Origin of the sequence: Bacteroides sp. CACC 737, assembly GCF_013874375.1 — a bacterium.
In the GTDB taxonomy this organism is placed as follows: Bacteria; Bacteroidota; Bacteroidia; order Bacteroidales; family Bacteroidaceae; genus Bacteroides; species Bacteroides uniformis.
Genome location: NZ_CP059408.1, coordinates 2483114 through 2496845, shown reverse-complemented (window position 1 = coordinate 2496845; position 13732 = coordinate 2483114). Strand labels below are relative to the sequence as shown.

Here is a 13732-nt window from a genome sequence, read left to right as displayed (position 1 = left end):
CTTTGCTAAATATTGCTTTATAAATTATTAACAGATCTGACGAATTGTACGCAAACCGGCATGTCGACTACAATGTCCTGATGAGTGTCTTCTAAAAGTCCGGTAACTTCGTTTCGTTTATACACCTGAATGACATTGCTGTCACGGCAGGCGGCAAGCAAGTATTTGCCGTTGGGTGTAATGTTGAAGTTGCGAGGATGGATGCCGGTTGGCTGATAACCTACCTTTGTCAAGGTCCCATTTTCGGGATTAACGGCAAAGATGGCGATGCCGTCTTCTTTCAGCCGATTACTGGCATAGAGGTATTTCCCGTCCGGACTGAGGTGGATGTCTGCACTTCCACGGGCGGCTACGGTGTCGGCTGTAGTGGTTTGTATCTGTTCCAGGCGGCCGTCATCGTAACTGAAGGCGATGACTTTGCCGGACAACTCGGTGATGAGATAGGCAAACTTCCCGTTGGGACTGAATGTCAGGTGGCGCGGGCCGGAATCCTCCTCAATGTTAACGGCTTCCAAAGAAGCATGAGGAATAGGGTTGTCGGGGTGCATCACAAAGCGCAGGATGCGGTCGGCACTGAAGTCGGTGGCGAAGATGTACTTTCCGTCCGGTGAAAAGACCGTGCAATGGATGTGGGGAGTGACTTGTCGTATGGCGTCGGGACCGGTGGCAGAGCCTTGAAAGAGCGTGTCTGCAGGGGCCAAAGTGCCGTCTTTCTGTAAAGGAAAGACGGACATGGTTCCACCGCTGTAGTTGGCAGTCAACACTTCCCGGCCATTGGTGGCCACGTAGCAGGGGGCGGCGCCGAAGGTGGGAACGGTGTTCAGCAGGCGCAGTTCTCCCGTTTCCCGATTGAAGGAAAGGGAGCTGAGGGCTGCTGTGCTGTCGTTCATTTCACTGACGGCATAGACAAATTCGCCATCTTCCGAGGGAACGAGGTAGGAGGGATTGGGCAATGTCGCTGAACTGAGCGGGACGGCTGTTCCCGTCTCCTGATTAAAGCGGAAGGTATAGATACCCTTGCTTGAACCATTCGTGTAAGTACCTACCAGCATGGCAAGTTCGTCCTGGCCACCGTTAGTGCCCTTTGGAGAAGAGCCACATGCTGTCAAACCTAATCCGAGCATACAGAAAAGAAGTGTTTTCATTAATTTAATGTGCTAATATGTCAATATGCTAATGTGCCAATGCCCCTGCGGCATATACAGCGCAGCCAATTAGCATATTGGCACATTAGCACATTAAAATTTAACTTCGGCAATACCGACGCGGTCATCGTTCAGCACGATGCGGAGGTCGCTGGCGGTAGTGCCTTTGAACGGATAGGAAATCAGCTTGCCATATTCGCTGACGGTGCCCGAATATACGGTGAGGAACTGTCCGCCACCGCCCGAGAGCTGGATTTCGAAGGTTGCCGGTAGGTTGTTGTCGCGTGTAAAGGCGATGGCAACTTTATCTACCTTGGCTCCGTTCTTTAGGGCAAAGGTAATATAATCTCCCTTATTTCCTTGCCATACGGTATTGATTTTTTCGTCGAGCACGTTTTCGGCATCCTCTGGGTTAGTGCTGGCGTTCACACGCTTTGTCGGTTTTTGGACTTCAATGGCTTTGGCTCGAGTCTGATAATCCTCTACGGTCAGCGTTCCGTTTAAGCGGATGTCTTCGGAAGAGGCGCCGGCCATGAGCACGAAGTCGCCGGGTTCCACCACCCATTTCATGTCGGCGTCCAGAAGCTCCAAGTGCTTGCGGTCGATGGTGAAGGATAGTTCCTGGGTTTCGCCCGGTTCAAGGTGGATGCGCTGGAAACCTGCAAGGTTCTTTTCGTAGGTGGTGATGCTGCTCAGTACGTCGCGGATATAGAGTTGCACTACTTCATCTCCGGCGCGTTTGCCGGTGTTGGTCACCTTCAGGCGGACGGTGGCAGACTCGTTTGGGGTAATGACTCGGGGGGTGATGTCGAGGTCGGAGTACTCGAAGGTGGTGTAGCTCAAGCCGTAACCGAAGGGGTACAGTGCTCCGTTGATGCGTGACATATTGCCGTTGAGTCCCGGATTCTTACCGCCGTCTATCTGTGAAGAAGGCTTGCAGGGGAAGTTGAAGGGTATTTGCCCTACGCTCTTGGGGAAGGTCACTGTCAGCTTTCCGCCGGGGTTGTAGTCGCCGAAGAGGATGTCGGCCAGGGCTGTTCCGCCTTTGGAGCCGGGATACCAAGCTTCGAGGATAGCGGGGACGAACTTGTTTGCCCAGTTGATGGAGAGCGGGCGTCCGTTGATGAGTATCAGTACGACGGGCTTGCCCGTGGCTTGTATGGCTTGAAGCAGTTGCAACTGCCGGCCGGGCAGGTCGAGGCTGGTGCGCGATTTGTTTTCGCCGCAGGTGCGTTGTCCGCCGCCTAATACTACGATGGCAACATCAGCTTGACGGGCATTTTCTACGGCTTTGTCTATCTCGGCTTGCTCGTCGTCGGTCAGAGGATAGTCTATGATTTCACTTTCGGGCCAGTGGGCATCCACTAGGTTGCAGCCTTTGGTGTAGAGCACCTCTGCCTTGCCTTTTGTCTTTTCTTGAATGCCTTCCAGTCAGTGGTCACCTCTACGGCAAGGGGGCCGTAATGGGTCAGCGCGTAGCCTTCTTCGTTGGCATTGGGACCACAGACGGCAATCTTCTTGGTGGAGTTGATGTCTAAGGGCAACAGCTCACCGGCATTCTTCAGCAGAACGATGGACTCGCGGGATGCCTGCAAGGCGATGGCTTCGTTCTCTTCTTTTTCCACTTCACGGTCGGCACCGGTAAGGTCTGTCTGGTAGGGGGCATCGAACAGACCAATGAGGAACTTTACCCGGAGGATGTCGCGCACACGGTCGTTAATGACTTCTTCGCTCAGCCCGCCTTCCTTCACCAGTTTGCGGAGGGGAAGGACGAAGGAGTCGGGCGAGCGGAAGGTACAGCGTACGTTCAGCCCGGCTTCCACGCTTTGGCGGACGGCTTCTTTCATGTCTTTGGCGGTGCCGTGCTTGGTGTAGAGGTATTCTACGGCGTCACTGTCGGATACGACGTAGCCACGGAATCCCATTTCGCTACGCAGGCGGGTGGTGAGCCAGTAGTAGCTGCCCTGCACGGGGATGCCGTCGTAATCGTTGTACGAACTCATTACGCCCAGCATGCCAGCTTCCCGGATGACGCGTTTGAAGGGGTAGATGTGTATGTTCTCCACTTCGCGCGGCGACATTTGCGGGTCCACACGTGCCATGCCTTCGCGGGCGCCTTTGTTGTTACTGTAAGCGGCAAAGTGCTTGCCGGTGGCGGCCACTTGGTGGTTGTGCTGCAAGCCGCGCACCATTTCGATGCCCAGTTCGGCTACGAGGTAGGGAGATTCGCCGTAAACCTCCTCGTAGCGTCCCCAGCGCTGGTCGCGTCCTACGTCGAGGATGGGGGCGTAGACGTTGGTGTAGCCCAGCATGCGGGCTTCGCGTCCGGTGATGAGTCCTACTTGGCGAATCAGTTCACGGTTCCAGGTATGTCCCAGTCCCAGTTGGGTGGGGAAGTTGGTGGCGCGGTAGCTTTCCACGCCGCGTATGCCTTCGTTGGTAAAGTCTACAGGGATGCCGAGACGGGTATCTTCCACAAAGAACCGCTGTACCTCGTTCAGTGCCCAGGTGTGGCGCGAGGCGGGCCAGACGTAGGCATTGTCCGAGGGGGGGAGTCCCCATTGCTGGAAGCCGTTCAGGTGTTCGTCGATGGCGCCGATGCCGTCTTTCCAGAGCAGCTCTTTCCATTCGGGGGTGGGGAGGTCGTCTTTCAGTACACGTTTGTAACCGTAGAGGGTGACCATTTGGCAGGTCTTCTCGTCCAGCGTCATCTGTTGCAGCAGGTTTTCGATGCGTGCTTCGAGCGGGGCGGAGGGGGCTTCGTACACGTCTTTCACTCCGTTTTTGTTGAAGTCTATCCAACCTTTGCGGTATATTTCACTTTTCACCGGCTTGTAGGTTGCCGGTGTTTTGGCAGGCTTTTGTGCGCAGAGCAGTGTGCTTCCTCCAAGCAGCAGGGTTAGGGCAATAAGGTTCTTCATGATATGTTCTAAAAATCTCTTGGTTATTATTGTTTCTTTTGTTGACAAAAATACGGCTAATGTGTGAAATAAAGGGATAAAATAGTCCGAAGTATCGGCTTTTATTGTCCGAAGGGTCTTCCTCTTACTAAAAATATCCTCCAAGACGCTACCGGGGAATTCAAATCATTATTAGACGAAACATATCATTCACTTTTAAAAAGAAAGAGAGAACACTATAATAACCTGAAAAGTAGATGCAATCGCGGTGTATACAAGTATTACGGCTACATCTGTTAAACGAGGGTGTATTTATATAATAGGAATCTGTTGGCGGAATTGTTACTTGTACGGAAGAACTTTCTTTTCAACCTTGGGATGTCTAAACCAAACCTTGGTTTAGACATCCCAAGGCTGGGTATGAAAAAACCAAAGTTTGGGATAGATTGCTTCCTTAATTCTTTCCGGTTTTTCAGTTAACTTCAGAGACTTTTTCCGTTAACTTCCCATCTCTTCTGTGCAAATATCCATTACAGAAGATAGAGATTCCCTCTTGCAGGGGTTAATTCCGTCAACGGATACTGGCTTTGGTAGCTGTTTGAACATTGATGACAATGGGGTGCACATATTGTATGTATGGAGGATTATTGTTTTTATCACGAAAAGTCAGTATTAGCTAATATTTGTAAATATATGGTGATTGCTAATAAAAGAATATGTATCTTTGTGCCAAAGAAAGCGGTAGAGGATGAAAAATAAAGTAGCATTTATCCCTTTTTCACCCTCCCTACTTAGCAATGAGTTACGCAATCTTTTAAATTTCAGACTGTTACAAAGTCATGGGGTTGACTGGATTTGACCAACTGGGCAGTTTAAGAGCAGAAAACAAGAAATAAAAAAGAGATAGGAAATAATTGATTTTCAAGTATTTCCTATCTCTTTTGTTTTTTGTAAAAATCAGCTTATTATCTCTTGTATAGCTGTTATTTATGTACTTTTTGTTACTCGTTTGTTACTCGTTTCTAAACTTAATTATCTATCTTTGTAGTGGTAACAAATTGGTAACAACATTATAAAGGTGCATTTATGGCAAGAAAAGTACAAAAACTCTTTAAAACAGTAGATGAACTGTATAAAGGCTATTTTCCTGAACAGACAAAAGAGGAAAAGGAACGTTTGAAAAATCAGCCTAAAGAGCCGATTAGACTAAGAGTAAAAAAGCTGTCGCATAGTCTGTCTCTCTATTTGGATTTGTATAAGGATGGAAAACGGGAATATGAATTTCTTAAGCTTTATCTTAATGAGGAAACTGATTTAGGAGTGAAAGAGCAGAACCGTCAAAATTTAGAGATAGCATTTACTATTTTGCATGACAGAATTACGGAACTGAATAAAAAAGGAGCAGGAATAATCTCAGCCAAGAATAAGGTTAATTTGGTTTCTTATATTCTCTATCAGGCTGACGAAGCATTAAAGAAAAGTGGAAATCCTCATGGGTATTACTACACTCTCAATTCATTAGCAAAGCATATTACCCGATATTCTGGCGATAAAGTGACTTTTCAGCAAGTAGATAAAGACTATATCATTGGGTTTATTAACTATCTGAAAACGGCTAAAAACATCAATTATCAGCGTACTGGTTCGGAGCGTGACAAAGAGGTTTTCCTTAGTCGAAACACACAGCATAATTTATTTATGAAGTTCAAATATGTATTGCGGAAAGCGGTTAAGGATGATACTATAACTGTCAACCCTATGGATAAGTTAGAGAATAGTGATAAGCCGAAAGAAGAAGATGGAACAAGGGAATTTTTGACTATAGGGGAAATTAAAAAGTTGATAACTGTTCCATGTAGAAACAACACTTTGAAACAAGCTTTTCTATTTTGTTGCTTGGTTGGTTTACGATACAGTGATGTTGCTTCAATTACTTGGGGTGAGCTAACTCAAGACAATGAAGGGGCAAATATGCTCCGATTCAGAATGAAAAAGGTTCGTCGAAACGAAAGTAATTACCTCAGTGATGAGGCTATGAGATGGTTACCCGAACGTGGCGAAGCTACGGATAGCGATATAATTTTCACTTTATCCAAGAATGACAGTGCCAATAAACAGTTAGCCCGTTGGATAAAATCGGCTGGTATAACCAAGCGCATTACTTTCCATTGCTCGAAACACAATGCTTTTGCTATCTAACTGAAAATTAAATAGTTCTCTTGTTATTTTTATTTAATAGGTAACTATTTAGAAACGAGCGAAATTCAGCGGCTTGTTTCATCTTACATACATTCAAAGGACGTTTTTGTTATGCAAAAATAAGGTTTTCAAGTGAGAAAAACAAAATATCCTTAGGCTTTATCTCCTAAAAACTACCAGTAATGGGGGGCTGGAAAACAATCCTCCTTTTGAAGATATTTCTCTTCTTTTATGTACATATCCGCGTATGCTTTGCGGAACAAATGTCTTTTTCTATTATTAATATTCATCATTTCCTTTTTTGCCAAACGCATCTTACTATCAGGTCTGTCCTTTTTTCTATAGTTGTGTCCCTGGCATAAGACTGTCCTGCCGGGTTACGGGTATGGAAGTGTTCCTCTTCCCCTTTGTCTGGCGGTTGCATCTCAAAGGTTCATCCCGGGCAAGGCAGCCGGTAACACAAGCAGGGCGGTCCGTCGGAGTCCACGTAATAATTTCACATTTTCTGTGTTTCTTTCTGTAAGGCTTCCTTCAGCGTCTGCTTGTCCAGTGTTTTCTGTTTCGACATGAGCAGCTGCAGGGCGCAACGGCGCACCACGTTGGTTATGGAAGGAAAGGTAAAAATAATAAAAGAATTGATTCGCTTCAATAAAAATCCAGTTTTTTTCATATCGGACATTATACCTTTGTTGTTTCGGGTATATTAAAAGGCGTGCCATAAGAAACTTTACAAAAGTATTAGGACACAAAATCAATCTTTTCTATGCAGATATATGCTGAACTGATTAACCCAAAGGTCGGAGAAGATACGGACAAAATTTTCGATAAGATTAGTTTCATATATCGCTTAGCTAATTAGAAATGTATTCTACATAGAGATACACTTGGCACAAAAAACATCGTAAGATATATAACTTGATGCAATCCTTTCCGCACAGCCATGCAAGCGTCGGAACAAACAGGCGGGATATTTGACGTAACTTGTGCACCGCTTATCAACCTGTGGGGATTTGGCTTTACAAAGTTTGACAGCATCACTCCGCAACTCGTAGACAGTATCCGCCACTTTGTAGGCTTCCGAAAAGTGCGTTTACAGGGCAACCGTGTGATGAAAGACGATCCCCGCATCCTGCTCAATTTCTCGGTGCTCGGCGGCGGTACTATCTGTAACATAATCGCGTGTTTGTTCGACCGCAAAGGCATATCGAACTATATGATAGACATCGGCGGCGAAATGATAGCGAAAGGAAAGAACCCGCAAGGGTGGAATTGGTGCATTGGCATTGTCAGACCGAAGGATGACAGTACCGGAACAAACTCCGAGCTTGAACAAATTGTGCAACTGTCGGAACGGCTGGGACTCGCAACTTCCGGCAACTACCGTAATTTCTATCTGAAAGATGGAAGGAAATACGCTCATGCCATCAATCCGATAACAGGATATCCGGTTCAAAAGGATATATTGAGTGCTACAATTATTGCCCATCAGTGCATGCTTGCTGATGCCTATGCAACGGCCTTTATGACGTTGGGGAGCCGCAAAGCCCGTCAGTTGTAGAAAGAGCATCCGGAAATTGACAATTTCATTATCTATACGGACAGTTGCGGAAACTACCGGACAGAGTACTCGCCGCGAATGAAAAGGTATCTGGCAGATTAATGTTTTCTATATTCCTGCGGAGTAGAGCCGGTGAACCGTTTAAAGAATTGGGTGAAGAACGCCGTATTTTCAAATCCCAGCGAATGGGCTATCTCCTTTACGAACATATACGCAATTACTTCGGCGTGAAAGTGACAAAGGGAGTCGCTTTCCAGTTTATGGTGAACAACCTGTTGAGCAAGGAGTGCGGCTATCGTTCGATAACATTCATGGTGAAATTGGATATTACTTTTTAACAGTAGAAGGATAATAACCAGGAGCCGTAATGGAGAGATTACTTTCGTTACGACTCCTTTCGCATGCCGTCTGCATGATTTTAACGTCTCAACTCTCTTATTCACAGTCGTTAGACCATGTGTAGCCATGTGTATCGCATTCCACATCATTGTAGAAAAAATGCCCATCAGACATTTGCATTATGCAATATGAATAATTCATAAGGGTCTGTTTTACAGCAATATGATAAATATCCATTTATTTGGCACGGTGATTGTCTATTCTTTAGCGTAAGACGATAAGATGTTTAACAATTTAATAATTAGCATTATGAAAAAGGTATTGTTTGCAGTAGCACTGGTAATGGGATTAGGTAGTTCAGTAGCATTCGCTAACAACATGGCATCAGATGTTGAAATCGTTGCAATGGTGAACGAGTTTAAACCGATTGATATAAAGGAACTCCCGCAGGCAGTTCAGGACGCCATCAAGAAAGACTATGCTGAATCCACCATTAAGGAAGCAGCCGTAGAAGTGGCAGAAGATGGCGTAAAGACTTATAAAGTAACTTTGGTTGATGCCGTCGGAACCGAAAGCGTTGTGTTTTTCAACGAAAAAGGTGAAATGCTGAAATAATTCTGAATGGTTATTTAGGATAACAGTTACATTTGCACATAAAATAAACAAGGCTGTCTCAAATAAACTTTGGGATGGCCTTTTTTGTGTCTGCAAAAAATCGGGTAAGCCCTAACTTCGCTCAGCCAGAACTTGCCCATCTCCCTAATTTTTTGTATCTTAGGGCATCAAGTAAGATATCCCAAAGATAATGTTTAAAAGTTACACATCCAACGATAATCTGCTTTTACCTCCATGTTTAGGCGATTTTATTCCCCGGAACGATCCGGTCCGGGTTGTTCACCGCATCATTGAACAGATAAACCTTGAAGCACTTTACCGTAAGTATTCCCCTAAAGGCTGTTCTGCGTACCACCCACGCATGATGCTTCAGATTCTTGTCTATGCATTTGCGTAATATCTATTCCAGCCGTCGCATAGAAGAGTTCTGTCGTAATGACATACGCTTCATGTGGCTTACCGGCAATGTAACTCCTGACCATAATACCATCAACCGTTTCCGCAGCAGCCGGCTAAAGGATGTGCTGAAGACGATATTTGCAACCATTGTAAAGTTTCTCGTGGCGGAAGGTTTTGTAAGTCTGGATGTGGCCTGTACTGACGGGACGAAGATGGAGGTGAACGCCAACCGTTATACGTTCGTCTGGGGGGCAAATCTATACATACCCGCATATCCAGAATCGCGGAACAGCTTGAGGAGATATGGCAATACGCCGAGTCCCTCACCAAGCAGGAACTGCGTGATTCCGCTCCGGTTGCCTATCAGGATATCACCCCGGAGAAAGTGGAAAAGGCACTCGGGCAGATAGATGATGCCCTGAATGGAGTGGATGCTGACAAGAAGATGAAAGCGAAGGTAAGACGTGTAAGGAAGTCATGGCCTGAACAGCTCAAGAAATATGAATCGCAGGGAAAGATACTTGACGGACGTAACAGCTACTCAAAGACAGACAATGATGCTACTTTCATGCGCATGAAAGATGACCATATGAAGAACAGACAACTCAAACCCGGATACAATCCCCAGTTCAGTACCAATAAACAGTTCATTCTGAACTATACCATCCATCAGTGTTGGGCGATACCTCCACCTATCCTCTGCATATGGATGATTTCCATTCCCTCTACGGCAGATACCCTGACGTGTCTGTCTGTGATGCCGGATACGGAAGTGAAGAGAACTATCTGTATGCTTTCAGACATGGCATTGAAACCTTTATAAAGTACAATTATTTTCATAACGAAGAAACCGACGGCATGTATTGTCCTACGGGACAGAGAATGGAAAGACTCTCCGATGCAAGGCGGGTAACAAACAACGGTTTTGTGCAGACCATATCAAGATACAAGGCACGTAACTATAAGGACTGCCCGTTAAGATGCCGGTGCTACAGAAGCCGCTCGGAAAGGATTGTACAGGTAAATCACCGTCTGAGGAAAATCAAGGAAAGAGAACGTGAAAAGCTACTCTCTGATGAAGGTCTGAAATATCGCAGTCAGCGACCACAGGATGTGGAAGCCGTATTTGGAAACCTCAAGAACAACAAGCACTTCAAGAGGTTCCATCTTCGTGGATTTAAGAAGGTTGAAATTGAGTTCGCCCTGCTAGCCATAGCATATAATCTTGCAAAAGTAGCCTCTTAGGAGGCTTATGGCAACGAAAAAGCAGTTTGAAAGGATGAAATCTTCAAAAGTAAGTTTGTAAACACCTCTTTTGAGACAGCCTCTCCTTTTTTAGTAAATTTGTATCTGTCTAATTTTTAAGCCCCTATATCCATACTCAATCTAACCAAACATCGCATGAAGTGGTACTGCTTCATCCAAATGCAACTGATAGGCACGTTCGTACATTATTTTGTGCTTGATTGTATCGTTATATCCATTGCAGCCATTATCTGTAGTCCATTTGTATCCATGACCCATTACAGACAGGCGTTGTTCAGTATGACTTATTTTTCCTCCCTGGTGTTTTTTATGGAGTATACATTGTGCATTTTGCGGCACCGGCCAAATATCCGGATAGAGGCATAAACCGTGCACGATGGAAATATATTTTTTCATTCTACGGTTTGTGGGCTCCGTGACCATTTTCCCTTATATGTTAACCTATATGTATTGGGATACGAATATTGTCCATGCCATTATCCTCCTTTACATTTTTATTATTGTCAAATAGATAAGATACTCACGGAAGAGTGGGTTATGGCCTATACTGCCTGCGGCATCATGGTCTGTTTTTCTGCTTGTACTATATAGAGCTTAATGTACAGCTTGAGGATTTCAAAAAAATTGTGACGGGCTTTGGCAGGCAGTAATTCTAAGACTTTTAATGAAGAAAAATTAAGCCACCCCTTAAAAAAGGAGATATTTCCTTTGAAAGAATTCATTTCTTTTATTACATTTGTATTAGTCTTTTAAAAATAGAAGATTTATAGTAAAGCGTTAAGGCATTATCCAAGTTCAGGAAATCCCCAATTTCGAAACAACAATTGGATAATACATTGGACGCTCCACGTACTATTTATATAGATTTTTGTTATATATAGGCGTGGGGCTTTGTGTATTATATGTTGTTGAGTATGGGGATACTTCTGAACGGTAATACCAAAGTTCCCACGCTTAACTTTATATAAACACAACTCCAGGGAACAGGGTTGGCTTATTATAAACATTATGAAAGCAACTTGTTTTAAAAGCGAGACAACTGTCTCCAACGACTTCCCCCCCTTCGTTTGTTACTGTCTTTTGTGGAATATTCTATCCTTTCATTTCCATCCTGTCTCTTTCGGGACATACCGTTCATTATCATAATCATACAAATTACATGCCAAGACACTTTTCTGCCTTCTCCTTCTATGGTACTAGATAATAGTAACTCCCCCTGTCACACAGAGGAAGAACTTTGGTTGCAGGTACTTTCTCTATCAAGAGAGTTGCAGGACTGTAAAGCTAGTCTGCACCATAATACTTTGGACTGTATTTCCGATAAGATTGAAGGAATAGAAAGAGAACTGGATATCTTATTGGATATTCTGCAAGGAAGACAAGACAAAAAGACACCATAGCACTATTTTTTGTGACAATTTGTCTATGCGGATAAGTATCCTATTATTTAAGCCTCGTTTAAGAATTCCGTTTTATGGGTTACCCACAATCGAATGGAATTTTTATATACAGGGAATAACACATAATATTAGTAATGGATTTTCAATATTCAGAGTGATAATGGATAAACGAATAGAAAACGCCATGAATGAGTTGATCAATACAGAAATATGGTCAACCGGTTTATACCTGTCATTGCAGGTCTATTTTGAAGATGAACGGCTTCCAATACTTAGCTCCTGGCTAAACTCCCAAGCACAGGACAATATGAACAAGGTTTATCAGATGATGAATCGGATATGCCATGATGGAGGATGTGTTGCAATCAATGAAATGAAACGGGATACACATGAATGGACAACGCCATTGAATGCCCTGAATGAATTGCTTGAACACGAGCAGTACATATCATGTCAGGTAAACACATTTCTCATATTATGCCGGAATGTGAACATGTCCTTCCATTCTTTCATCAGCGGGCTGTATGCAGACCGTATATATGTAAGTACGGTATTTATGGAATTATTACGTATCCTCGCCAAGGAAAACGAACGGAGACTACCTTATTTTTGACGGTATGGATTTAAGATTGATATTCTGCAAAATTTAATATTGCAGAATGCTATCTGGTATGTTTTTTGCGATATAATAATCGACAATAAAATATATGTCATCATGGATATATTTGTATATATAACATTGTGTTTCACTTCGCTATTCACCTTGATGGACCCGCTTGGAGTGATGCCGGTATTCCTGCAAATGACTGATGGAATGGATACGAAAGAACGCAGATGTATCGCCTTGAAAGCATGTACCATTGCATTTATCATATTAGTCCTTTTTACATTATCGGGCAGGTTCCTGTTTCATTTTTTCGGCATCTCAACAGACGGATTCCGGATTGTGGGAGGTATCATCATCTTTAAAATCGGATATGATATGTTGCAGGCACATTTCACCCATGTGAAACTGAATGAAACTGAACGAAAAGAATATTCCAAAGATATAACCATCACACCTCTTGCCATTCCGATGTTATGCGGTCCGGGAGCGATTTCCAGTGGAATAACATTGATGGAAGATGCTTCGGAATATACTTTCAAAATAGTATTGCTTGGCGTAATCGCTTTGGTCTGCATTCTTTCATTCTTTATTCTGTGCGCGTCCACCCAGCTTTTAAAAATCTTGGGAGAGACGGGAAACAATGTAATGATGAGACTGATGGGACTTATTCTGATGGTGATCGCCGTGGAATGTTTTATCAGCGGGATACGTCCGGTATTAATTGAAATTTTGAAACAAGCCCATGCTTGTTCTTAAAGAAGAGAGATAATTTGGATTTATTATTAACATTAAAAGTTTGATTCGTCATGACTGAAAAATTGCAAAATGCCCTGAATGAGCAAATCACAGCAGAATTATGGTCTGCCAACCTGTATTTATCGATGTCTTTTTATCTGGAAAGAGAGGGCTTTTCCGGAATGGCTCGCTGGATGCAGAAACAATCTGCAGAAGAGATCGGGCATGCATATGCCATTGCTGAGTACATGATTAAGCGTGAGGCAACCCCGAAAGTGGACAAGGTCGATGTGGTTCCACAAGGTTGGGGTAACCCTGTTGAAGTATTCGAACATACTTTGGAGCATGAAAAACATGTTTCCAAACTGATTGATGAATTGGTACAGGTAGCATCCGAAGAGAAAGACAATGCCACTCAGAACTTCTTGTGGCAATTTGTTCGTGAGCAGGTAGAAGAAGAAGCGAATGTACTCAATATTGTTAGTCGGCTAAGGAAAGCCGGAGACAGTGCTATCCTTTTTATGGATGCAAAACTGGGTGAACGGGAGTCATAAACCAGAATAATCAAT

The 13732-nt window shown here is 44.1% G+C and carries 11 protein-coding genes and 3 pseudogenes; 9 read left to right on the top strand and 5 right to left on the bottom strand.

The features are described 5' to 3' along the window. Positions 1-17: 17 nt before the first annotated feature. A complete protein-coding gene (locus H1A11_RS10965; RefSeq protein WP_138345307.1) occupies positions 18-1145 on the bottom strand; it encodes a lactonase family protein in 1128 nt (375 codons plus the stop codon). A 93-nt stretch (positions 1146-1238) separates the two neighbouring features. Then, positions 1239-4066, bottom strand: a pseudogene (locus H1A11_RS10960) (glycoside hydrolase family 3 N-terminal domain-containing protein). A gap of 1065 nt (positions 4067-5131) precedes the next feature. On the opposite strand from H1A11_RS10960, the gene H1A11_RS10955 reads away from it, so the two are divergent. After that, complete coding sequence (locus H1A11_RS10955) at positions 5132-6244, top strand: site-specific integrase (RefSeq protein WP_181757200.1); 1113 nt, start codon at positions 5132-5134, stop codon at positions 6242-6244. Positions 6245-6740: 496 nt separating this feature from the next. Here H1A11_RS10955 and H1A11_RS10950 read toward each other — a convergent pair whose 3' ends face one another. Then, positions 6741-6893: a hypothetical protein gene (locus H1A11_RS10950; RefSeq protein WP_229032916.1), complete on the bottom strand. Its 153-nt coding sequence runs from the start codon at positions 6891-6893 to the stop codon at positions 6741-6743. Positions 6894-6911: 18 nt separating this feature from the next. Between H1A11_RS10950 and H1A11_RS19150 the strand changes: the two are divergent. Beyond that, positions 6912-7103: pseudogene (locus H1A11_RS19150) on the top strand (site-specific integrase); the annotation flags it as partial. 81 nt (positions 7104-7184) lie between these two features. Beyond that, a complete protein-coding gene (locus tag H1A11_RS10945) occupies positions 7185-7802 on the top strand; it encodes an FAD:protein FMN transferase (RefSeq protein ID WP_005825771.1) in 618 nt (205 codons plus the stop codon). Positions 7803-7900: 98 nt separating this feature from the next. Here H1A11_RS10945 and H1A11_RS19145 read toward each other — a convergent pair whose 3' ends face one another. Further along, the gene (locus H1A11_RS19145; protein ID WP_229031962.1) at positions 7901-8011 is read right to left on the bottom strand and encodes a helix-turn-helix domain-containing protein; all 111 of its coding nucleotides are present in this window, start codon (positions 8009-8011) and stop codon (positions 7901-7903) included. Positions 8012-8450: 439 nt separating this feature from the next. On the opposite strand from H1A11_RS19145, the gene H1A11_RS10935 reads away from it, so the two are divergent. Continuing rightward, on the top strand, positions 8451-8756 hold the full coding sequence (locus tag H1A11_RS10935; protein WP_005859437.1) for a hypothetical protein: 306 nt from the start codon (positions 8451-8453) through the stop codon (positions 8754-8756). Positions 8757-8946: 190 nt separating this feature from the next. Beyond that, positions 8947-10400 (top strand): annotated as a pseudogene (locus tag H1A11_RS10930) (IS1182 family transposase). 141 nt (positions 10401-10541) lie between these two features. On the opposite strand, the gene H1A11_RS10925 reads toward H1A11_RS10930, so the two are convergent. After that, positions 10542-10817 (bottom strand): hypothetical protein, encoded by a 276-nt coding sequence (locus tag H1A11_RS10925; RefSeq protein ID WP_151881457.1) that lies wholly within the window; start codon positions 10815-10817, stop codon positions 10542-10544. A 794-nt stretch (positions 10818-11611) separates the two neighbouring features. On the opposite strand from H1A11_RS10925, the gene H1A11_RS19750 reads away from it, so the two are divergent. The 4 genes from H1A11_RS19750 (at position 11612) to H1A11_RS10910 (ending at position 13717) form a co-directional block, all read left to right on the top strand. Further along, entirely contained in the window at positions 11612-11821 is a 210-nt protein-coding gene (locus H1A11_RS19750) for a hypothetical protein (RefSeq protein WP_005654431.1), read from the top strand. Positions 11822-11981: 160 nt separating this feature from the next. Further along, the gene (locus H1A11_RS10920; RefSeq protein WP_008777875.1) at positions 11982-12434 is read left to right on the top strand and encodes a ferritin-like domain-containing protein; all 453 of its coding nucleotides are present in this window, start codon (positions 11982-11984) and stop codon (positions 12432-12434) included. Between the two features lie 102 nt (positions 12435-12536). Next, positions 12537-13184, top strand: a complete 648-nt coding sequence (locus H1A11_RS10915) for a MarC family protein (protein WP_005851956.1) — start codon at positions 12537-12539, stop codon at positions 13182-13184. A gap of 50 nt (positions 13185-13234) precedes the next feature. Then, positions 13235-13717, top strand: a complete 483-nt coding sequence (locus H1A11_RS10910) for a ferritin (protein WP_181757199.1) — start codon at positions 13235-13237, stop codon at positions 13715-13717. Positions 13718-13732: the final 15 nt, after the last annotated feature.